The organism is Lolliginicoccus suaedae (genome assembly GCF_008312885.1).
Classification (GTDB): domain Bacteria; phylum Actinomycetota; class Actinomycetes; order Mycobacteriales; family Mycobacteriaceae; genus Lolliginicoccus; species Lolliginicoccus suaedae.
Genome location: NZ_VSSO01000004.1, coordinates 434023 through 454963 on the forward strand (window position 1 = coordinate 434023; position 20941 = coordinate 454963).

A 20941-nucleotide genomic window follows, 5' to 3' on the forward strand; every position below is an offset into this window, starting at 1 on the left:
CTCGGCATCGAGGGTCGCAGGACGGCAGGCCGCCCGATCGTCAGCAGCCTACCTCAGCGGCGCGCGCGGGACCTCTTGCGCGGCGGCGGCAGCAGCCCCTCGGCGCGCAGGTAGGACGCGTGCGCGGCGAGAGCATCGACGAGCGCGCCGACCTGCGCGGTCTCGGGCTGCACATCCACGCGCAGGCCGAACTCGATCGCCGTCTCCGCGGTCTTCGGGCCGATGCAGGCCACGATGGTGCGCTGATGGGGCTTGCCGGCGATGCCGACGAGGTTGCGGACGGTGGACGAGGACGTGAACAGCACCGCGTCGAAGCCACCGGTCTTGATCATCTCGCGGATCTCGGCAGAGGGCGGGGCGGCACGGACGGTGCGGTAGGCGGTGACGTCGTCGATCTCCCAGCCGCGCTCGCGCAGGCCCTCGGCGAGCGTCTCGGTGGCGATGTCGGCGCGCGGGAGCAGCACCCGATCGACGGGGTCGAGGACATCGTCGTAGGGCGGGAAGTCCGCGAGCAGCCCGAGGCTGGACTGCTCCCCGGAGGGAACGAGCTCCGGGGTGATGCCGAAGGCGCGGACCTTCTCCGCGGTCGCCTCCCCGACGCACGCGATCTTGACGCCGGAGAATGCCCGGGCGTCGAGCCCGAACTCCTCGAACTTCTCCCACACGGCCTTGACGGCGTTGGTGGAGGTGAAGACCACCCACTGGTAGCGGCCATCGACGAGGCCCTTGACGGCACGCTCCATCTGGGCGGGGCTGCGGGGGGGCTCCACCGAGATGGTGGGCACCTCGATGGGGATGGCGCCGAAGTCGACGAGCCGCTCGCTCATCTCCCCCGCCTGGTGCTTGGTGCGCGGCACGAGGACGGTCCAGCCATACAGGTCGCGCGTCTCCCACCAGGACATCTTGCCGCGGGCGGCGACGACCTTGCCGACGGTGACGATCAGGGCGCCCTGCAGGTCCGTGCCAGCAGTGTTGAGCGTGGCGAGGGTGGCCTCGATGGTCCGCTGCTTGCAGGTGGTGCCGCCGATGGTGATGGCGGCGGGAGTCTGGGGCGCGAGGCCATGCTCGACGAGCGCGCTGGCCACCTCCGCGAGATGGCTGGAGGTGGCGTGGAGCACCAGCGGGCCGGGGGCCGCGGCGAGCGCGGGCCAGTCGACATTGCAGCGGACGTCAGCCTCTGTGTGCCCGGCACCGAGCGGCATGCCGGCGTAGGCAGGAACGACGCATCCCGGCGCGAGGCCCGGCACGACCTCGAACTGCACCTGGGTCCGGGCCACGGCCGTGATCTCGGCGAGCACGGAGTCGGTGGTCATGGGATCGCCAGCGACGAGCCGCACCACATCGTGGCCCTTGCGAGCCTCGGCGACGAGGGTGCGAGCGACCTCCGCGGGCTCCCCGAGGGCTGGCTTCACATCGATCGAGGGGGACTCGTCGGCGCCGGTGCAGAGGCATTCCCCGATGAGACCGACCACAGCCTCGCTGACATCAGCATCAACGAACGCGACCGCCGTCGACTCGAGGACCTGCTTGGCGCGCAGGGTCAGCAGAGCCGGATCACCCGGCCCGGATCCGACAAAGAGGATCCGGCCAGGTGTGCTCTTGCGTGCTCGGCTCATCGGCGAAACTCCAGTCAGGTCGCAATGGTGTGTCACGGGGCTGGCTGCGGGGATCACTGCCCGGGCGGATCAGGATCCGCCTCCCGGGTGGCAGGCATGAGATCCCGTGCGCCTAAGTCAAGCAGTTCGCGGGCGAGCGCTTGGCCGGTTTGCGCCGCTTCGTGCAAAGGTCCAGTTCGCGAGGCACGAATTACCTCGGAGCCGTCGAGTGCGACCACGCACGCGCGAAGGAAGATCTCGAGATGGGGCTTGCCATCATCGTCGAGCGATTCCGCGATCACCGCGAGCGCGCCGACCGGGGCGGTGCAGCCTGCCTCGAGCTCGGCGAGCAGAGCGCGTTCCGCGGCGACTGTGGCGCGGGTCTCCGCATCGTCCTGCGCGGCGACGGCGGCGATGATGGCAGAGTCCTCGCTGCGGCACTCCACGGCGAGGGCTCCCTGCGCGGGCGCCGGCAGCATCTGCACCGGGTCGAGCGACTCGGACACCTCATCGAGGCGACCGACGCGGGCGATGCCAGCGCGAGCCAGCACCACCGCATCGAGCTCGCCCGAGGTGACGCGGCCGATGCGGGTATCGATGTTGCCGCGCAGCGGAACGATCTCGAGGCCGAGGCCGAGCGCGCGCAGCTGGGAGGCCCGGCGCGGGGCGGACGTGCCGATCCGGGAACCCGGCGGCAGCTCGCCCAGGACTAGGTTGTCCCGCGATACCAGGGCGTCGCGGGGATCCTCGCGGGGTGGCACCGCAGCGATGACGAAACGGGGGTCGGCCGCGGTCGGCAGATCCTTGTAGGAGTGGACGGCGACATCGACATCGTCGGCAGCGAGCGCGTCGCGGACGGCGGCGGTGAATACTCCGACACCGATCTTCTCGACGGGCTCCGCGGAGGCGTCCCCGGCAGTGCGGACGATCACGAGCTCGGCGGGGTGCCCGGCAGCGATCAGGGCATCACGGACGGTGCCAGCCTGGGTGAGGGCGAGGATGCTGCCCCTGGTCCCGATGCGGAGCGGCCGATGCGGTTCACTCATCGTCGTGGCTCCGTGCCGCCTGCTCGAATCCTGCTGCGGGCACCTCGTGGGTCATGGCGGTCACCGCTGCGGTGGTGGCTGGCGTCAGCTCGAAGAGCTCCCGCAGCGCCTCCGCGTAGTTGCCCCCATCGGGGGATGATGCGAGCTGCTTGACCCGGACGGTGGGCGCGTGGAGCAGCTTGTCGACGACCCGGCGCACGGTGTTGGCGATCTCGTCGCGGTGCGCATCGTCGAGGGCGGGGATCTTCGAGTCCAGGCGCATCAGCTCGGCCTCGACGACCTCGGCCGCGCGGCGGCGCAGCGCGGTCACAGTGGGCGTGACCTGGGCGAGCCGCTGGTTGCCCAGGTAGGCGGCGAGCTCGTCGGCCACGATGGCGTGCGCGGCCTCCGCGTCACCCACGGCGGCCCCGGCTCCGGGATCGCGCCGCAGGGTCTCCATATCGAGCAAGTGCACCCGGGGGAGGCCTGCGATCGCGGGCTCGACATCGCGCGGCAGCCCGAGGTCGCAGATGACGAGGTCGCGGTCCATGCGGCGGGCCATCGCCTGGTGGGCGTCAGCGAGCTCGACGACCGAGCCCACAGCGCCCGTGCAGGTCACCAGGACATCGGCGGAGGCGATGGCATCGATGAGCCCGGACAGGTCGGAAGCAGTGGCCTCCACGCCGTTCTCGCGGGCGGTGGCGGCAAGGTTCGCGGCCTTGTCGAGCGTGCGGTTGACGACCTCGAGGCGGGCGATGCCGGCGCGGGAGAGGTGCGCGACGGCCAGGCCAGCCATGGCGCCAGCGCCGATGACGGCGGCGCTGCGCCCGGCGAGGCTGCCTTGCAGCTTCTGTGCCCGGTCGAGCGCGACCGACACCACGGATGCGCCCGCGGAGTCGATGCCCGTCTCGGTGTGGACACGCTTGCCGACGCGCAGGGCATGCTGCGCGAGCTCGTGCACGACCCGGCCCGCGGCCTGGTGCTCGTCGGACTCGGCGTAGGCGGTGCGGACCTGCCCGAGGATCTGCTGCTCGCCCACGACGATGGAGTCGAGCCCCCCAGCGACGGTGAACAGGTGCTCCACCGCGGCCTCGCTGTAGTGCACGTAGGCGTGGCGGGAGAGGACATTGATATCCAGGCCGGAATGCTCGGAGAGCAGGGTCGTGACGTCATTGAGCCCGCCGTGGAAGGCGTCGACGACGGCGTAGATCTCCACGCGGTTGCAGGTCGAGATGACCATGGCCTCGGAGACGTGCGGCGATGACATGATCGCGTCGAGCATCTTGGGGCGATCAGCCTCGGCGAACGCGACGCGCTCGAGGATCGGCACGGGGGCGCTGTGGTGGGACACGCCTAGCAGCAGGATACTCACAGCAGCATCACCGGCCCGCGTTCCGCGGACTGTGCCCTGCGTGCCACACAATGGTGCCGTCGAGTGGTGGGAACGATGGCGATGTTCCCTCGCCCTGTTGGCGCGCACGCTGCCAGGGGGTGCTCTGTTCCCTCACTTCGAAGGCTCCTTGCCAGCCAGTGGATATGCTGTTAACCACAGTAAACCCGTCGCACTGTTTGTCTAACGGTAACGGTTGATGATCGCCGTTTCCAAGTCACCGAAGCGCCCTGACCAGCCCCAATCGATTAAGGGCACCCTCACATCGCCAGGTCGGCGCGGAGACGGTCCACATCCACCCCGCCGTAACTGTGTTCCACGCCATTGAGCAGCACCACCGGCACGCGATCCCCGAACTCCTCGCGAAGCTCCGGATCGCGCGCCGCGACCTCATCGACGTCGACCTCCGCGAAAGCTAGCCCAAGCGGCGCGAGCACCTCCGTGAGGACATCCCGCGCCGCCGCGCACGCCGGGCACCCCGCCCGACCGAGCAACAGCACCGCTGCCCGCTCCCCCGCCATTGCCTCTGCCCCGGAATCATCAATGCCCACGCCACGAGCATAGGCGCGCGACCGAAGCCCCGTCCGCCACGCGGGCATTGGCGTGTGTGGCAACGTGGAGACGTCTAGTGTGTTGGACAGAGGCTGCGAATCGGGAGGTTGGGACGTGCCGGACCGTACAGGGTTCTTCAGCACTGGCTCGGATTGGATGCGGAGCCGTTGGGAGGCGCACCGGCCATTCGGCATGAGCATCGCCGAGAAGCGCCTCAACATCGCCGGCGAGGCCAGCGCGGAAATGGCCCACGCGCTCTACGAGGCCGCCCAGGATGCCCGCGACCGCGCGGTCCCCCGCGACCTCACCGCCGCGGCGTTCTTCGACGTCGACAACACGATGGTCGCCGGCGCCTCCTCGATCCACTTCATCCGCGGGCTCGCTGCCCGTGACTACATCTCCGTGCGCGATATGGCCGGCGCCGGCTGGACCCAGCTGAAGTTCCGGATCACCGGCAAGGAGAACAGCCGGGACGTGGCAAGCGGCAAGGAGAAAGCCCTGTCCTTCATCGCGGGCCGCTCCACCGCCGAGTTCACGCAGCTCGGCGAGGAGATCTACGACGAGCTGATCGCCGACAAGATCTGGCCCGGCACCCGCGCGCTCGCGCAGATGCACCTCGACGCCGGGCAGCAGGTCTGGCTGGTCACCGCCACCCCGGTGGAGCTCGCCCAGGTGATCGCCAAGCGCCTCGGCCTGACCGGCGCGCTCGGAACCGTCCTCGAGAGCAAGGACGGCAAGTTCACCGGCAGGCTCGTCGGCGACCTGCTGCACGGCCGCGGCAAGGCGCACGCGATCCGCGGCCTCGCCGCGCGCGAGGGCCTGAACCTGCGCCGCTGCACGGCCTACTCGGATAGCTTCAACGACCTGCCCATGCTCACCGCCGTGGGCACCGCCGTCGCGATCAACCCGGACTCGGACCTGCGCGTCGTCGCCCGGGACCGGAGCTGGGAGATCCGCGACTTCCGTACCGGCCGCAAGGCAGCGAAGGTCGGCATCCCGACCGCGCTCGCACTCGGGGCCCTCGGCGGCACCGTCGCTGCGATCGCGAGCCGGCGCGCCGAGCAGTGATCCTGCTTCCTCGCTAGCCGAGGAAGATGTTGCGCCGGTTGGCGAGCACCCGGTAGAGGGTTTGCTGGATCGTCTCGCGCACCTGGTCGGTCAGGTCGAAGACCACCATCGGATCCTCTGCGGCGGCGGGGTCATGCTCCGAGGTGTCGATGGGCTCGCCGAACACGATGTGCCACTTGGTGGGCAGCGGGATCATGCCGATCGGGCCGAGCAGCGGGAACAGCGGAGTGATCGGGAAGTAGGGGAGCCCAAGAAGCCGCGCGAGCGCCTTGAAATCACCGATCTTCGGGTAGATCTCCTCGGAGCCCACGATGGAGCACGGAATGATCGGCGCGCCCGTGCGAAGGGCGGCGGAGACGAACCCGCCACGGCCGAAGCGCTGCAGCTTGTACCGGTCGGAGTAGGGCTTGCCGACGCCCTTGAACCCCTCGGGGAAGACCGCGGTGAGCTCGCCGTTGCGGAGCAGGCGCTCGGCGTCGGGGTTGCAGGCGAGCGTGTGGCCCGCCTTGCGCGCGACGGTGGATACCCCTGGCATGTCGAACACCAGATCGGCGGCGAGCATGCGCATGGGGCGGTGGCCGGGGGTGCGATCGTGCACGGCCACCGAGGTCATCAGGCCGTCGATGGGAACCACGCCGGCATGGTTGGCAACGATGAGCGCGGCGCCCTTCTCGGGCAGGTTCTCGATGCCGGTGACGTCGACGCGGAACCACTTGTCGTACATGGGGCGCAGCAGGGGCAGCAGCACGTTGTCGTTGAGGTGCTCGTCGTAGCCGAACTCATCGATCTCGTAGTCGCCCGTGATGCGGCGGCGCAGGAAGGCAGCGGTATCCGAGACCTGCATGGCAATCTTGTTCCGGACGCCGCCGAGCGGGATCGGGATCGGCAGGGCGAAGTGCCCCGAGTCGACGGCCTCCCCGTCGGGCTCGCGCGCGGAGCCCTGGTCCTCGGCCTCCTCCGCGGTGAGGCCCGCGCCAGCATCCTCGTCCTGTCCTGCCGTCGCCTCGGCGTCACTGTCCCCGGAATGCACCGGGGGGTGATGCTGGATGAGGTCGTTCGCTGGCGCGTCCTGCGTCGCGGCAGACCCGGCGGATCGGCGCTGGAACGCATCACCGTGGAGCGGAATCACCTTGGCCATGCCTGTGCTCTCCCTTTGCGTCATGCCCACCGCGCAGCCGCGGCGACAACCTTCGATTCAAGCCGACGGACGGACTCCGGATCGATGATCCGGGACGATTTCCGGCTGCGGAGGAAATCGTCGAATGCCTGCATCGTGGTCCATCGTGGGTGGAACCCGAGCTTCTCGCGCATGCGCAGGGTGTCGAGCCCGCAGCCGAACACCAGGTAGTCCCGCTGGTCGCCCGCGTAGTCATGCATGCCCAGCTGCTTCTGGAGGCTGGAGACGAGGGGAAACATCGGGGGCACGAGTGGTGCCTGCACTCCCCCGGCGCGGCGGATGGCCTGCGACAGGGCAATGACGCCATCGGCGGCGATGTTATAGGTGCCGGGTGCGCCGGCGACGGTGGCACGCTCGAACGCGGCGAGCGCGTCCTCCTCGTGGAGCATCTGCAGGCGCGGGTCCCGCCCGAGGATCGTGGGCACGATCGGCTGCAGCAGGTAGCTCGTCAGCTCGGTCTCGAGCCGGGGCCCGATGATCGGCGCGAGCCGGAGGATCGTCGTCGCGATGTCGGGACGGCGGCGCCCGAGCGACCGGGTGTAGCCCTCGACGTCGAGGCAGTCCCGGGCGAACCCGCCCTTGGGCGGCTTGCGGGCGCTCATCTCCTCGGTGAACATCGCGGGGTCCTTGGCGCTCGACCCATAGATCGACCAGGAGGACTTGAGGATCACGCGCTGGACGTGATCAGACTTCTGGCAGGCGGCGAGCAGCTGCATCGCGCCGATGACGTTCATTTCCTTGGTCGCCGCGCGGCCACCGCTGCGGGTGGGGTGCGAGGCCATGGAGAGATGGACGACCGTATCGACCTCGGCGTTGCGCACGACCTTGGCGATCAGCGGATTGCGGATGTCCGCGCGGACGAAGTCGGCGCGGCCCATGCGGCGGCGCATGTCCTTCGAGGGCGGTACCGCATCGACGGCGATGACCCGCTCGATATCGGGGTTCTGCGCGAGCCGCGCGGTGAGGAACCCACCCAGGAACCTGCTGGCACCGGTGACCAGCACGACGCGTGGCGCATCGGATGGCTTGGCACCGGCGTCATCGCGGCCGGGCTCGGTGTCCCCGACGGCATCCGTGGGGGATCCATCGTCACGGTTCTCCGCCACGACCTGCTGCTCCTCCACTTTCGTGCTCACCATTCCTACCCTAGTGCGCGATCGAGGACGCCAACAATGCTGCTGCGGGACCGCGACCGCATCATGTCCGGATCGATGCGGAAAAACCCGTGCCCGCCACGTCATGATCGTGGCGGGCACGTTGGGCATCGATCAGCTTGCGGTGATAGTAGACCGTCCCGGAGGCAACGGTCTAGCCCCCGCTACTTGCCAAGTTTTCTGCGCTGCACCCGGGTGCGACGAAGAAGCTTGCGATGCTTCTTCTTCGACATGCGCTTGCGCCGCTTCTTGATCACTGAGCCCATATGGGTGCCCCTTAGTTCTGCTTGACGAATTCTCTGGACAGGCCTTGGCACGCATCACGCCACCTGCCGACCAGGACGCGGGCGGGAAGCCGGATAAGCACCAGCTGCACAACACCCGGCATTGATCGCACGACGGCCGACGCGCCGAAGGACCATATTACCGGTGATCCCCCAGGACCTGGTAACCGAGCGGGTCCTGGGGCGATTCCTTGACCGCGCGGGCGATCAGCTCACGTCGAAGTAAGCGGTCCGCAGGTAGTCGTGAACGGTCTTGGCGTGGACCCGGAACGACCGCCCGACCCGCACTGCAGGCAGCTCGCCGCTATGCACGAGCCGGTACACCGTCATCTTGGAGACACGCATGAGCGTGGCGACCTCAGCAACGGTGAGGAACTGCGTCGAGCCAAACATCGATTGGGTGACATTTTCGTCACGCCCTTGTCCCGCTGCCTCCGCGGGTGGCATATCTGTGGCCATACTGGTTTCACCTCCGGCACGCTGCGCGCCACCGGCTTCCCCTCCGGCAGTGTTGACACGCGCGTGTCCTCCCCGAGCTTACCGGGACACGTGTGCCTGATGCGACGCGTGGGCCCAAATAGGTCACAGAACGGACTCGCAGCGGCCCGTCATGCGTCCCGCGAGAGCCCAGCGCCCTACCCAGCAGGGGTCAGCCGTGCTTGCCGAGCTGCACCGAGCGTGCGCGCGCGGCCCCGAGCGCATCGAGCACCGCGCCCCGGAACCCCTGCCGCTCGAGCTCCGCGAGCGCTGCGGCGGTCGTGCCGCCGGGCGAGGTCACCGCGTAGCGCAGGTCCGACGCCACCGACAGCGGCATCGAGCCAGCACGCTCCTCCTCGGCGACCATCATTGCCCCCGCGCCCACCATCGTCTGCACGACGAGCTCGAGCGCTGCGGGCCGCGGCAGCCCCATCGTCACGGCCGAATCGACCATTGCCTCCACCATGAGGAAGAAGTACGCGGGACCGGACCCCGACACCGCGGTGACCGCATCCATCGACGACTCGGGCATCACCAGCACCCGGCCGACCGGCTCGAGCATCGTCGACACCGCGGACAGGTGCTCCTCGGTGGCGTAGCGGCCGCCAGCGACCACGCACATGCCCTTGTTGACCAGCATCGGCGTGTTGGACATGACCCGCACCACCGCGGCGCCAGCGGGCAGCTGCGACTCGAACCACTCGGTGGTCAGCCCGGCGGCCAGCGATACGACCAGCTTGTCCGTCTCGCTCACCTCGATCACCTCGACGAGGTCGGCGAGCACAGCCTCCACGTCGCCAGGCTTGACCGCGACCACCAGGGTGCTCGCCTCCTCGCCCGCGTCGCGCACCGACATGGCGCGCACGCCGTACCGCCGGCTCAGCTCCTTCGCCCGCTTCTCCGACTTCTCGGACACCACGACCTCGCGGGAGCCGGTCCCCGACGACAATGTTCCCGCCAGGAATGCCTCGCCGATCCGGCCACCGCCTAGTACTGCAATGCTCGCCATGCCGAGTAGCGTGCCACGATCAGCCGACCAATGCGAGCACCCCTGTCAACGGTTCCCCGGAGGCTGCTCATGGCCGACCGGCTCGGTCGCTGGCTCGAGGTGCTTGCGGGCGAACTGCAATGCCTCGGTGAGCAGCAGCGCGCGCTCCGGGACCGTGCGCGCGTGCTTCGTCGAGATCTCCAGGATGACCTGCCCCGAGAACCGCTGCGCGGCGAGCTGCTGGCACAGCTCGGCGCACGGCTGGGTGCCATGCCCCGGCAGCAGGTGCTCATCGATGGAGGCTCCCCGGCCGTCCGCGAGGTGGATGTGCGCGAGCCGCTCCCCCATCCGCCCCGCGAGCGCCATCGCGTCGGTGCCCGCCGTGGCGGTGTGGGACAGATCAAGCGTGTAGTGGGGATGATCGATGTCGGTGGGATCGTAGGACGGCGCGAACGCCGTCAGCCCCCGGCCCGGCCCGCCGCGGTCGCGCATGCGGGCCGCGGAACGCTCCTTGCGCCCGAACAAGCGGTCCGCGCGCATCGGGAACATGTTCTCCACCGCGAGCTTCACCCCCGTGGTGCGCTCGAGGTTCCAGGTCTGCTCGGCGAAGCCCTCGGCGTAGCGGCGCTGCCAGCGGAACGGCGGATGCACCACGACGGTCTCGGCGCCGAGGTCCGAGGCAAGCTGCGCGGAGCGATCGAGCTTGGCGACGGGATCACTGCCCCACACGCGCTGCGAGATGAGCAGGCATGGCGCGTGCACCGACAGGATCGGGACGCTGTACTTGCGGGAGAGCGCGGCGAGGGCGGCCAGGTCCTGGCTCGTGGCCTCCATCCACACCATGACCTCGACACCGTCGTAGCCGGCCTCCGCGGCGTAGCGGAACCCCGCCTCGGTGTTCTGCGGATACACCGAGGCAGTGGACAGACCGACCCGGACCTTGTGCCGACTACTCACTGTTCTCACTCGCCTTTCGTTCCACCGCCGAGATCGGTATCGAGCTTGCGCAGGATGAGCCCCTCCCGCAGCGCCCAGGGACAGATGTCCACGCTCTCCACCCCGAGCGCCCGCATGCTCGCCTCAGCGACGAGCGCGCCCGCGACGATCTGCGAGGCCCGGTCCGAGCTCACGCCCTCGAGCTCCGCCCGGTCCGAGGCCGTCATCCGCGAGATGAACGCGATGATCTGGCGCAGGCCCGTCGCGGTGAGGGTACGCCGCACCCGCGGCCCCGCCGAGGATGGCGCCGCACCGGTGAGCCGGGCGAGCGACCGGAAAGTCTTCGACGTAGCGACGGTGAGATCAGCCTTGCCTGCTTCCTTGACCTGCTTGGCGGCATCCGCGAGCTCGGCGTCGAGCCAATCCCGCAGCACCGAGATGCGGCGGCGATCCGGCGGATCCTCCGGCATCCACTCCCGCGTCAACCGGCCAGCGCCGAGCTGCAGCGAGAGCGCCACGTCCGGGTCCTCATCGATGCCGCTGCAGATCTCCAGGGAGCCACCACCGATGTCGAGGTTGAGGATCCGGCCCGCGCTCCAGCCGAACCAGCGGCGCACCGCGAGGAACGTCACCCGGGCCTCGTCCTCCCCGGGCAGCACCTCCAGCGTCACACCGGTCTCCGCGAGCACGCGCGCGAGCACCGCATCGGAGTTGCCGGCATCGCGCACCGCCGAGGTGGCGAACGCCATCATCTCCTCGCAGCCCGAGGATCGCGCGATGCCGGAGAACTCAGCGATCGTCTCGACCAGGCTGTCCTCGCACTTCTTGGTCAGATCACCGTTCTTATCGATCTGCTCGGCGAGGCGCAGCGCTGCCTTGGTGGAGCTCATCGGGGTTGGGTGACCACCCCGGTGCGCATCCACCATCAGCAGATGAACCGTGTTGCTTCCGACATCCAGGACCCCTAGGCGCACATCCTCCACGTTAGACCGCTACCGTCGAGCCTTGTGCACCAGCCCAACACTTCGGCCAACGCCGCGCCCCGCACGCCCGCCGCGGAGGTGGAGCCCGACTTTCCGCGCGAGTGGATCGAGCTCACCGATCCTGGCAATCCCGAGCATGTCATCGCCGCGGACCTCACCTGGCTGCTGTCGCGCTGGACGTGTGTCTTCGGCACCCCGAGCTGCCAGGGGATCATCGAGGGACGAGGCTCCGACGGCTGCTGCAGCCACGGCGCGTTCCTCGCCGACGACGAGGATCGCGACCGCGTGGCGGCCGCGGCGAACCGCCTCACCGAGGACGATTGGGAGCTGATGGCCGAGGCGCACCATCCAGGCTCCGGGGAGCTCGACATCTACGAGCTCGATGATCTCGACGGCGAGGAGGCGCTGCGCACCCGCCGCCATGATGGCGCGTGCATCTTCCTCAATCGACCAGGCTTCGCCGGGGGCGTGGGGTGCGCGCTGCACCACATGGCGCTGCGCACCGGCGAGGATCTCGTGGCCGTCAAGCCGGACGTGTGCTGGCAGTTGCCCATCCGGCGCACCCAGGAGTGGGTGGAGCGGCCCGACGGGGAGCAGGTGCTGCGCACCACGATCACCGAGTACGACCGGCGCGGCTGGGGGCCCGGCGGCGCCGACCTGACCTGGTGGTGCACGTCGTCGCCCGACGCGCACGTCGGCACCGAGGCGGTATGGCGATCGATGTCCGCCGAGCTGCGAGCACTGATCGGTGACGAGGCATACGAGGCCCTCGCGGTGATGTGCCGCCGCCGCGAGGGGCTCGGCCTGATCGCTGTGCACCCCGCGACCGAGCGCGCCGGAGCGGCGGGGGGCAGCTGATCGCCAGCGCGTCCCGCTAGGGCTCGAGCTTGTAGCCGAGTCCGCGCACGGTGACGAGATGGCGTGGCTTCGCGGGATCCTGCTCGATCTTGGACCGCAGCCGCTTGACATGCACATCGAGGGTCTTGGTGTCGCCGACGTAGTCCGCGCCCCAGACGCGGTCGATGAGCTGGCCGCGGGTGAGCACCCGGCCACTGTTGCGGAGCAGGTACTCGAGCAGGTCGAACTCCTTGAGGGGCAGCGTGATGGTTTCGCCGCTGACCTGGACGATGTGCCGCTCGACATCCATGCGCACCGGCCCGGCCTCCAGGACCGTGTCGGACGCCAGCTCGGCCTCCGGCTCCGCGCCGCGCCGCAGGACCGCGCGGATGCGGGCGATCAGCTCGCGCGAGGAGTACGGCTTGGTGACGTAGTCATCGGCACCGATCTCGAGGCCGACGACCTTGTCGATCTCGCTGTCGCGCGCGGTCACCATGATGACCGGCACCGCCGAGCGCGAGCGGAGCTGCTTGCATACCTCGGTGCCGCTCATCCCGGGCAGCATGATGTCGAGCAGGACGATGTCTGCCCCATCGTCATCGAAGGTGTCCAGCGCGGCGGGACCGTCCGTGGCGATCGTGACCTCGAACCCTTCCTTCCGGAGCAGGAACGCGAGCGGATCGGCCAGCGATTCCTCGTCCTCCACGATCAGCACTCTTGTCACCGGCGTGATTCCTCTCTGAGATCCGCTGGGGCTTTCCCAGCAGTCGGTTCGGTCGCATCATCGGATTCGACATAGGCGGGCAGCACCAGGGTGAATGTCGACCCGGTACCAGGGCGGCTCCACATGCGGATCGAGCCATTGTGGTTGGCCGCCACATGCTTGACGATGGCGAGGCCGAGACCAGTTCCCCCGGTCGCCCGCGAGCGGGCCTTGTCGACCCGGAAGAACCGCTCGAACACTCGCTCGTGGTACTCCGGCGCGATGCCTATGCCCCGGTCGGTCACGCTGATCTCGACATTGCCGTCGCGCATGTTGCGGCTGATCGTCACCGGGGTGTTCGACGGCGAGTACGAGATGGCATTGGACAGCAGGTTCGACAGCGCCGTCACCAGCAGGGTGCGATCGCCGAGTACCTCGAGCCCGCTCGGGAAGTCCGTGGTGATGGTGATGTCGGCGGCCTCCGCGGATACCGCGCCCCGCTCGAGGGCCTCCTTGACGATCTCGTCGACATCCACGACCTCGAGGTCCGGGAGCTTCTCCGCGCCCTGCAAGCGCGAGAGCGCGATCAGCTCGCTGACCATGCTGCCGAGCCGGTTGGACTCGTGCAGCATGCGTTCCCCGAAGTGCTGCACCGATTCGGGATCATCGGTGGACTCGAGCAGTGCCTCGGCGAGCAGGCTGATCGCCCCCACGGGCGTCTTGAGCTCATGGCTGACGTTGGCGACGAAGTCGCGTCGTGTCGCCTCCATGCGGACCTGCTCGGAATCGTCCTCCGCGTAGACCACCGCGATGCGTGGCTCGGTGGCGTTGAGCAAGTGGGCCCGGCCGCGTACCGCCACGGCCCGGCGAGCGAGAGGCCGCGTCTTGGCGGACATGTCGAAATCGACGCTCTCCCCGGTGGCGATGACCTGCTGCACCGCCGCCCAGGCACGATCGTCGAGCAAGTGGTTGCGCACCACCCCGAGCTCCTCCACCCGCACGTTCGACAGCACGACGCGCTGCTGGGCATCAACCACGGCGATCCCGATGGGCGAGGACGAGACGACGAGATCGAGGACCTGCGAGACAGTGAGCGTCTCGGGCTCGCGCGGGTTCGCGGCGGCCCGGCGCTGCAACCGGGCATTGATCAGCGACCCGGCAATTCCACCCATGCCCGCGGCGCAGAGCGCGAGCAGCAAGGCCTGGAGGATCGTCACGCTTCGAATGGTACGTAGGAATGAACAAACACCCTAATATCGTGGAGCCATTTCAACGCGCGTCACAATCGACGCGGTGGGAATTTCTTTCCTGTTCACGATCACGCAATGTTGCTTGTCCTATTCGGGCGGTGCGGCGCGTGGAGAAGCCACGGCACCACACCGCCCTGGACCTACTACTGGCCCTGGGTCTTCTACTTGCCCTGGGCCGCCACCGCTGCGGCCCCCGCGGCCGCGGCCTCGGGGTCGAGGTAGGTGCCGCTCGGGTTGGCAGGCGCGAGGTCCTCGCCATCGAACCGGTACACCAGTGGGATGCCAGTGGGAATGTTCAGCTGCGCGATCTCGGTGTCGGAGACGCCATCGAGGTGCTTGACCAGTGCCCGCAGCGAGTTGCCGTGCGCCGCTACCATGACGGTCTTGCCCGCCCGCAGATCGGCCGCGATGGTGGCCTCCCAGTACGGCACGAGCCGCGTGACCACATGCTGGAGGCACTCGGTGAGGGGCGCGTTCTCGATCTGCGCGTAGCGGGGATCCTGGTCCTGGCTGTACTCGCTGCCCACCTCGATGGGCGGGGGCGGGGTGTCATAGCTGCGCCGCCACTCCATGAACTGGTCCTCGCCATACTCGGCCTTGACCTGGGCCTTGTTCTTGCCCTGCAGCGCGCCGTAGTGGCGCTCGTTGAGGCGCCAGTCGCGATGCACCGGGATCCAGTGCCGGTCCGCGGCATCGAGCGCGACGTTGGCCGTGGTGATCGCGCGCCGCAGCAGGGACGTGTAGAGGACATCCGGGAGCACGCCATGCTCGACGAGGAGCTCGCCGGCCCGCTTGGCCTCGCCCATCCCCTTCTCGGTGAGGTGCACGTCCACCCAGCCGGTGAACAGGTTCAGCGCGTTCCATTCGCTCTCGCCGTGGCGCAGCAGCACGAGGGTTCCGATACTCATTCCCTCATCCTTGCATGACGCTCCCGCCCGGGTCGCGGGGTCATCGAAGTTCGCGGCGGGCAATCGCTCGCGCCCCGCTCCCCCGCGACCGCCGGGCTCCCCGGGCGCCTAGCTGGCGGCGGACTCCCGCGCGCGCAGATCCTTGCGGAGGATCTTGCCCGCGGCGGACTTCGGCACGGCCTCGATGAACTCCACCGCGCGCACCTTCTTGTGCGGGGAGACCTTCTCGGCGACGAACTCCATCACGGCATCCGCGGTGAGCTCCGCGCCCTGCTGCGCCACCACGTAGGCCTTCGGCACCTCCTCGCCCTCCGCGTCGATGACACCGATCACGGCGGCATCAGCGATCTGCGGGTGCGTCAGCAGCAGCGCCTCGAGCTCGGCGGGCGGTACCTGGTAGCCCTTGTACTTGATGAGCTCCTTGAGCCGGTCCACGATCGTGACCACGCCGTCGGCGCTCACCGTGGCCATGTCGCCGGTCCGCAGGAAGCCATCGTCCATGATGGTCTCCGCGGTGGCCTCGGCGTTGTTGAGGTAGCCCTTCATGATGTTGGGCCCCTTGCACCACAGCTCGCCCGGCGCGCTCACGCCCTCCTCCGGGACAGCGATCTCATCGCCGCTGGCCGGATCAACGAGCTTGCATTCCATGTTCGGAACCGTGAAGCCCACCGAATCCAGCGGCACGTCGTCCCGATCGAGCGGGATCAACTGGCTGACCGGGCTCATCTCGCTCATCCCGTAGCCCTGCCGCACGATGCAGCCCAGCCGCTTGGCCACCGCATGCCCCAGGTTCGCGTCCAGCGGAGCCGCGCCCGAGAAGACCAGCTCCACGCTCGACAGGTCCACCTCGTCCACCGCGGGATGCTTCGCGAGCGCCACCGCGATCGGCGGCGCGATAAAGATCTGCGTGCACTTGTTCTCCGAGGTGATCCGCAGGAACTCCGCGAGGTCGAACCGCGGCATCGTCACTAGCGTGGAGCGATTGCGCAGCGCCAGGTTCAGCAGCACCGTCATGCCATAGATGTGGAAGAACGGCAGGACCGCCAGGATGCGCTGCGGCCCCTCCCCGAGCAGCCCGCTCGCCTGCGACACGTTCGCCACGAGGTTGCGATGCGTCAGCATCACGCCCTTGGGCCGGCCCGTGGTTCCCGATGAGTACGGCAGCACCGCGAGATGCTCCGCCGGATCGATCTCCACCCGCGGTGCCGGCGCGAGCTCGCCGAGCAGGTCGCGCAGCGACGCGAAGCCCTCCGCGCCGTCGAGCACCACCACGCGCGACGCATCGAGCCCGGCCTGCTCCGCGCCCGCGCGTGCCTGCGGCAGCAGCGGCGACACCGTGAAGAGGAACACCGCGCCCGAATCGGTCAGCTGCTTGGCGATGTCCTCGGCGGTGTAGAGGGCGTTGATCGTCGTCGCGGTGGCGCCCGCCCGCAGGATGCCATGGAACACAGCACCGAACGCGGGCACGTTGGGCGAGTGCAGGGCCACGACATCACCGGGCTTCACGCCCCGCGCCGCGAGCGCGCCCGCCACGCCATTGATGTGCGCGATCAACTGGCCATAGGTGGTGACCTGGCCGGACGGACCGTCGATGAACGCGGGGATCTCGAGCTCCGCGTCCGTGATGGTGCCGAACAAGAAATCGTAGATTCCGGTATCGGGGATCTCGACGTCAGGGAAGGGACTGCGGAAGCTCATGATGCTCCTGTCGCTAGACGGTGATCGGCATCACGGTATCACCGGGCACCTCGCGGCAGGGGCGCTACACGCGCAGTCCGGAACGCCTCAGGAAGTGACCCGTTGCTCGCCCGCCGCGCCCACCGCGGACGCTGGGGCAGCGGCTTCGCCCGGCAGCGGCTCGACGTCCTCGTCCCTGATCAGATGCTCGAAAGCCTTCAGGTTGGCCAGCGACTCGCCGCGCGAGACGCGCCAGCGCCATTCGCGGCGGATCGCGGTGATGAATCCCATCTCGAGAAGCACGTTGAAGTCGCCATCAGCAGCCTCGAGCACCTGGCCGAGGAGCCGGTCGATCTCCTCGGGAGTGACGGCATGGTGCGACATGCGACCCACGAGATAGATATCGCCCGCGCGGTCGACGGTGTAGGCCACCCCGTACAGCCGCCGGTTGCGCTGCAGCAAGTACTGGTGCACCGTCGGCTCGTTCTCGTCGGGGTGCCGGCATACGAACGCCTCGATGCGCACACCGTGCGCCGACGGCGTGAGCAGGCAAGCCGTCTTGAGCTTCCGGGTACCGGGGAGCTCCACGACGAAGTGCGCGTCACCACGCCGCTCCACGGGCAGGTCACGCTCCCGCAGGGTCTCCTCGATGACCTGGATTGATCGTGCGATCTGATCAGACATGTGGTGGTCTCTCCTTGTGCGATCGGTACCGCGCCCCACCTACCAGGGTGCCACGGGTCACTGATCGCGCAATGCCTCGGCCGGCTAGCCGCCACCGATCACGATGCGACCACGGCTCCGCTTGCGCCGCAGCACCCGCTCGGCAGGGGCGCCCGCCCGCCGCGGCGGCACGCCAGGACCGCCCTGCTCCCGCAATGCGCGCGCATAGCAATCAATGAGCGCATCGGCCGTGTGCGACCAGGAGAATCCTGCCGCGTGGCGCGGGGCCGCGTCCGCGAGGCGCGCGCGCAGGCCATCATCGACGAGCAGCCGCGACAGCGCCGCCGACCACTCCGCCACCCCATGCCCCGGGACCAGCGCCCCGGTGACCCCGTCCGCCACGGCCACCCCGAGCCCGCCCACATCGGCGGCGATCACCGGCGTGCCGCAGGCCTGCGCCTCCAGCGCCACCAGCCCGAACGACTCCGAGTAGCTGGGCACGGCCACCACATCCGCGGCCCGGTACACCTGCGCGAGCTCGGCGGGCGGCTGCGGAGGAAGGAACGTCACGCGATCCTCGATGCCGAGCTCGCGCGCCAGGGCCACGAGATCATAGCCATGCTGGCCGGTGCCCGACGCGCCGCCAACGATGAGCACCCGCACTGGCAGCTCCGGAGCGCCAGCGATCACGGCAGCGGCCGCGCGGAGCAGCACATCGGGGGCCTTGAGCGGCTGGATGCGCCCCACGAACGCCACGACCTTCTCGCTCCGGTCGATGCCGAGCCGATCACGCGCGGCGCCCGGCGAGCCCGGCGTGTACCGGACGAGATCAGCACCGGGAGCGGCGATATCGATCTTGCCGGGCCGCGCGCCGTAGTAGCGCTGCAACTGCCGCGACTCCTCGATCGTATTGACCACCAGCCGGTCGGAGACATCGACGAGCTGCTGCTCCCCGGCCTGCCGGGCCAGCGGCTCGGGCGCATCGCCCTCGGCAAGCGACGCGTTCTTCACCGCGGCCAGGGTATGCGCGGTATGCACCAGTGGCACCCGCCACCGGTCCCGCGCCAGCCAGCCAACCTGGCCCGAGAGCCAGTAATGCGAATGGATCAGGTCGAAGTGGCCGGGCTCGTTGGCAGCTTCCTCGCGGAGCACCGCAGCAGTGAACGGGCACATCTGGCTCGGCAGGTCGGACTTGCCGAGGCCCTCGAACGGCCCCGCCACCACATTGCGGACCGTCACCCCGGGCGCGGCCTCCACCAGGTGCGGGTCCAGCGATGACGTGGCGCGCGTGAAGATGTCGACGGCGATGCCGCGGCGCGCGAGCTCCTTGGAGGTCTCCAGCACATACACGTTCATGCCACCGGCATCGCCGGTACCGGGCTGCGCGAGCGGGGAGGTATGCACCGAGATCACCGCTATGCGTCGCGGCAGCGGCCCGCTCGCGGTGTCCGGCGATAATCGGTCGCCGCCGTCGAGGCCTGCCCGTCGAGAATCCACTCGATCAATCCTGCCCTAAGTCCGTCGTGCATGGAAAAACTGCGCCCCGGTGCCGTGGGCATGGGGCGGGGGAACACGATCCCTCTAGCAGGAACCCGCGAACGCCTCGATTTCTTCCACGAACCGAGCCGGATCCTCCAGGAACAGGGCATGACCGGCCCCGTCCCACCAGCTCTGGCGGGCCCGCGGGACCAGGCCATGCCCGTGCCGCGCCGCCGCGATATCGACGACCTCGTCCGCGGTGCCGTGCTGGAACAGCACTGGGATGCCTAGCCCGCGCAGCGTCGCGTCATGGTCGACGTCGCGACGGAACAGCGCTCCCCGCACGCTGGGCGGCGTGCACAGGCTCGCGCCGAGGAGGGCTTGCGCCATCGCTCCCATGCCTGCCTGTCCTGGCGGGATGAGCGCGGGGCCGAAATCGGTGAAAGCCCGAGCCGCCTCGCGTGGATCCTCGGACAGCGCCCCCGGGATGACCCGCTTCATGGCCGGGCCCACTGCCGCGCCGGGCTTGTTCCTGCCCAGGCTCGTGATCGCCGATGCCAGCACTACGCCGGCCGCCCGATGCGTTCCATGCTCCGCCAGGTAGTCGCAGAGAACCAGGCCGCCGTAGGACCAGCCGACCAGGATCACGCCCCTCGCGTCCTCGCGCGCCAGAACCGCCTCGATGTCATCCGCCCACGCCCGTGGATCCGAGTACCCCTCCGAGGGCGCGCCCGAGGCTCCGTGCCCGCGCAGGTCCATCGCGATCACGCGGTGCCGGGCCGAGAGCTGGCGCAGCGCTTCGGGCCCCCAGCACGAGCCAGACTGCGCCCAGCCGTGCACCAGCAGGACCGCCGCTCCCTCGGGAGGACCGTCGACCCGGTACGCGATACGGGTGCCGTCGCTGCTGCTTGCCTGATCGATGCGCGCCATGGTGACGACGGTAGCGCTACCGAGCAGCCCCACTATCATCAGCGGCATGACCAATCCTGCCGATGCACGCGTAGCAGTAGTGACCGGTGCCAGCTCGGGCATCGGCGCGGCCACCGCCCGGGAACTCGCCCGCCAGGGCTTCCATGTCATCATCGGCGCCCGCCGCACCGACCGGCTCGCCGCCCTCGCTGACGAGATCGGAGGCACCGCGCTGCCCCTCGACGTCACCGACGATGCCTCGGTCGCGGCGTTCGCCAGCGAGATCCCGCATGTCGATGTCCTGGTCAACAACGCCGGCGGCGCCAAGGGCCTCGAGTCCGTCCTCGACGCTGATCTCGACAAGTGGCGGTGGATGTGGGAGACCAACGTCCTCGGCACCCTCCGCATGACGCGCGCCCTGATGCCCGCGCTCGTGGCCTCCGGCAACGGGCTGATCGTCACCGTCACCTCCATTGCCGCTCTCGAGATCTACCCCGGCGGCTCGGGCTACACCTCCGCCAAGCACGCGCAGGGCGTCCTCCACCGCACGCTGCGCGACGAGCTCCTCGGCCAGCCCATCCGGCTCACCGAGATCGCGCCCGGCGCCGTCGAGACCGAGTTCTCGCTCGTCCGGTTCGACGGGGATGACACCAAGGCCGCCAAGGTCTACGAAGGTTTCCAGCCACTCATCGCCGACGACGTCGCCGAGGTCATCGGGTTCGTCGCCTCCCGGCCAGCGCACGTCAACCTCGACCAGGTCATCATCAAGCCCCGCGCCCAGGCCGGTCCGGGCAAGTTCGCGCGGGAGGGCTGAGGTCGGCTTCGCGGCGGTCCCAGTGGAAACTTTTCCGGCCCAGAGCGGGAAAGGTTTCCACTCACCAGCGCC

21 protein-coding genes are annotated in these 20941 nt (G+C 69.2%); 3 read left to right on the forward strand and 18 right to left on the reverse strand.

The window, feature by feature from the left end; translation table 11 throughout:
* Positions 1-53 precede the first annotated feature (53 nt).
* The 4 genes from FXO18_RS13810 to FXO18_RS13825 all read right to left on the reverse strand — a co-directional run bounded on the left by FXO18_RS13810 (position 54) and on the right by FXO18_RS13825 (position 4531).
* Complete coding sequence (locus tag FXO18_RS13810) at positions 54-1616, reverse strand: bifunctional uroporphyrinogen-III C-methyltransferase/uroporphyrinogen-III synthase (RefSeq protein ID WP_149361684.1); 1563 nt, start codon at positions 1614-1616, stop codon at positions 54-56.
* Positions 1617-1669: 53 nt separating this feature from the next.
* Complete coding sequence (gene hemC, locus FXO18_RS13815) at positions 1670-2641, reverse strand: hydroxymethylbilane synthase (protein WP_149361685.1); 972 nt, start codon at positions 2639-2641, stop codon at positions 1670-1672.
* Positions 2634-3992 carry a glutamyl-tRNA reductase gene (locus FXO18_RS13820; RefSeq protein WP_149361686.1) on the reverse strand — a complete coding sequence of 453 codons (1359 nt, stop codon included), beginning with the start codon at positions 3990-3992 and terminating at the stop codon, positions 2634-2636. Before FXO18_RS13820 ends, hemC begins: the two co-directional genes overlap by 8 nt.
* A gap of 278 nt (positions 3993-4270) precedes the next feature.
* On the reverse strand, positions 4271-4531 hold the full coding sequence (locus tag FXO18_RS13825; RefSeq protein WP_149361764.1) for a glutaredoxin family protein: 261 nt from the start codon (positions 4529-4531) through the stop codon (positions 4271-4273).
* Positions 4532-4718: 187 nt separating this feature from the next.
* Here FXO18_RS13825 and FXO18_RS13830 point away from each other — a divergent pair, with 187 nt between their 5' ends.
* A complete protein-coding gene (locus FXO18_RS13830; protein ID WP_149361765.1) occupies positions 4719-5630 on the forward strand; it encodes an HAD family hydrolase in 912 nt (303 codons plus the stop codon).
* 13 nt (positions 5631-5643) lie between these two features.
* On the opposite strand, the gene FXO18_RS13835 is transcribed toward FXO18_RS13830, so the two are convergent.
* The 7 genes from FXO18_RS13835 to FXO18_RS13865 form a co-directional block, all read right to left on the reverse strand.
* Positions 5644-6768: a lysophospholipid acyltransferase family protein gene (locus tag FXO18_RS13835; protein WP_149361687.1), complete on the reverse strand. Its 1125-nt coding sequence runs from the start codon at positions 6766-6768 to the stop codon at positions 5644-5646.
* 20 nt (positions 6769-6788) lie between these two features.
* The gene (locus tag FXO18_RS13840; protein WP_407936477.1) at positions 6789-7943 is read right to left on the reverse strand and encodes an NAD-dependent epimerase/dehydratase family protein; all 1155 of its coding nucleotides are present in this window, start codon (positions 7941-7943) and stop codon (positions 6789-6791) included.
* A 182-nt stretch (positions 7944-8125) separates the two neighbouring features.
* On the reverse strand, positions 8126-8227 hold the full coding sequence (locus FXO18_RS13845; RefSeq protein WP_003402602.1) for a 30S ribosomal protein bS22: 102 nt from the start codon (positions 8225-8227) through the stop codon (positions 8126-8128).
* 225 nt (positions 8228-8452) lie between these two features.
* On the reverse strand, positions 8453-8638 hold the full coding sequence (locus tag FXO18_RS13850) for a helix-turn-helix domain-containing protein (RefSeq protein ID WP_235900676.1): 186 nt from the start codon (positions 8636-8638) through the stop codon (positions 8453-8455).
* 256 nt (positions 8639-8894) lie between these two features.
* Positions 8895-9731 (reverse strand): pyrroline-5-carboxylate reductase, encoded by an 837-nt coding sequence (gene proC, locus FXO18_RS13855; RefSeq protein ID WP_149361689.1) that lies wholly within the window; start codon positions 9729-9731, stop codon positions 8895-8897.
* Positions 9732-9776: 45 nt separating this feature from the next.
* Positions 9777-10667 carry a sugar phosphate isomerase/epimerase family protein gene (locus FXO18_RS13860; RefSeq protein ID WP_187774367.1) on the reverse strand — a complete coding sequence of 297 codons (891 nt, stop codon included), beginning with the start codon at positions 10665-10667 and terminating at the stop codon, positions 9777-9779.
* Positions 10668-10672: 5 nt separating this feature from the next.
* Positions 10673-11620 (reverse strand): Ppx/GppA phosphatase family protein, encoded by a 948-nt coding sequence (locus FXO18_RS13865; RefSeq protein ID WP_149361690.1) that lies wholly within the window; start codon positions 11618-11620, stop codon positions 10673-10675.
* A gap of 33 nt (positions 11621-11653) precedes the next feature.
* On the opposite strand from FXO18_RS13865, the gene FXO18_RS13870 reads away from it, so the two are divergent.
* The gene (locus FXO18_RS13870; RefSeq protein ID WP_149361691.1) at positions 11654-12487 is read left to right on the forward strand and encodes a hypothetical protein; all 834 of its coding nucleotides are present in this window, start codon (positions 11654-11656) and stop codon (positions 12485-12487) included.
* A 16-nt stretch (positions 12488-12503) separates the two neighbouring features.
* Here the strand turns inward: FXO18_RS13870 and FXO18_RS13875 are convergent, their stop codons facing one another.
* The 7 genes from FXO18_RS13875 to FXO18_RS13905 form a co-directional block, all read right to left on the reverse strand.
* A complete protein-coding gene (locus FXO18_RS13875) occupies positions 12504-13190 on the reverse strand; it encodes a response regulator transcription factor (protein ID WP_149361692.1) in 687 nt (228 codons plus the stop codon).
* A complete protein-coding gene (locus FXO18_RS13880; protein ID WP_149361693.1) occupies positions 13187-14386 on the reverse strand; it encodes a sensor histidine kinase in 1200 nt (399 codons plus the stop codon). The genes FXO18_RS13875 and FXO18_RS13880 overlap by 4 nt, the downstream gene beginning before the upstream one ends.
* Positions 14387-14580: 194 nt before the next feature.
* Positions 14581-15327 (reverse strand): phosphoglyceromutase, encoded by a 747-nt coding sequence (locus FXO18_RS13885; protein WP_149361694.1) that lies wholly within the window; start codon positions 15325-15327, stop codon positions 14581-14583.
* Between the two features lie 108 nt (positions 15328-15435).
* Positions 15436-17025, reverse strand: coding sequence for an AMP-binding protein (locus tag FXO18_RS13890; protein WP_149361695.1), 1590 nt, complete (start codon positions 17023-17025; stop codon positions 15436-15438).
* A gap of 87 nt (positions 17026-17112) precedes the next feature.
* On the reverse strand, positions 17113-17688 hold the full coding sequence (locus FXO18_RS13895; protein WP_235900659.1) for a type III secretion system chaperone family protein: 576 nt from the start codon (positions 17686-17688) through the stop codon (positions 17113-17115).
* Positions 17689-17772: 84 nt separating this feature from the next.
* Positions 17773-19098, reverse strand: coding sequence for a D-inositol-3-phosphate glycosyltransferase (gene mshA, locus FXO18_RS13900; RefSeq protein WP_149361769.1), 1326 nt, complete (start codon positions 19096-19098; stop codon positions 17773-17775).
* 150 nt (positions 19099-19248) lie between these two features.
* Positions 19249-20076, reverse strand: coding sequence for an alpha/beta fold hydrolase (locus FXO18_RS13905; RefSeq protein ID WP_149361770.1), 828 nt, complete (start codon positions 20074-20076; stop codon positions 19249-19251).
* A 46-nt stretch (positions 20077-20122) separates the two neighbouring features.
* On the opposite strand from FXO18_RS13905, the gene FXO18_RS13910 reads away from it, so the two are divergent.
* Positions 20123-20869: an SDR family NAD(P)-dependent oxidoreductase gene (locus FXO18_RS13910; RefSeq protein ID WP_149361696.1), complete on the forward strand. Its 747-nt coding sequence runs from the start codon at positions 20123-20125 to the stop codon at positions 20867-20869.
* The last annotated feature ends 72 nt before the right edge of the window (positions 20870-20941 follow it).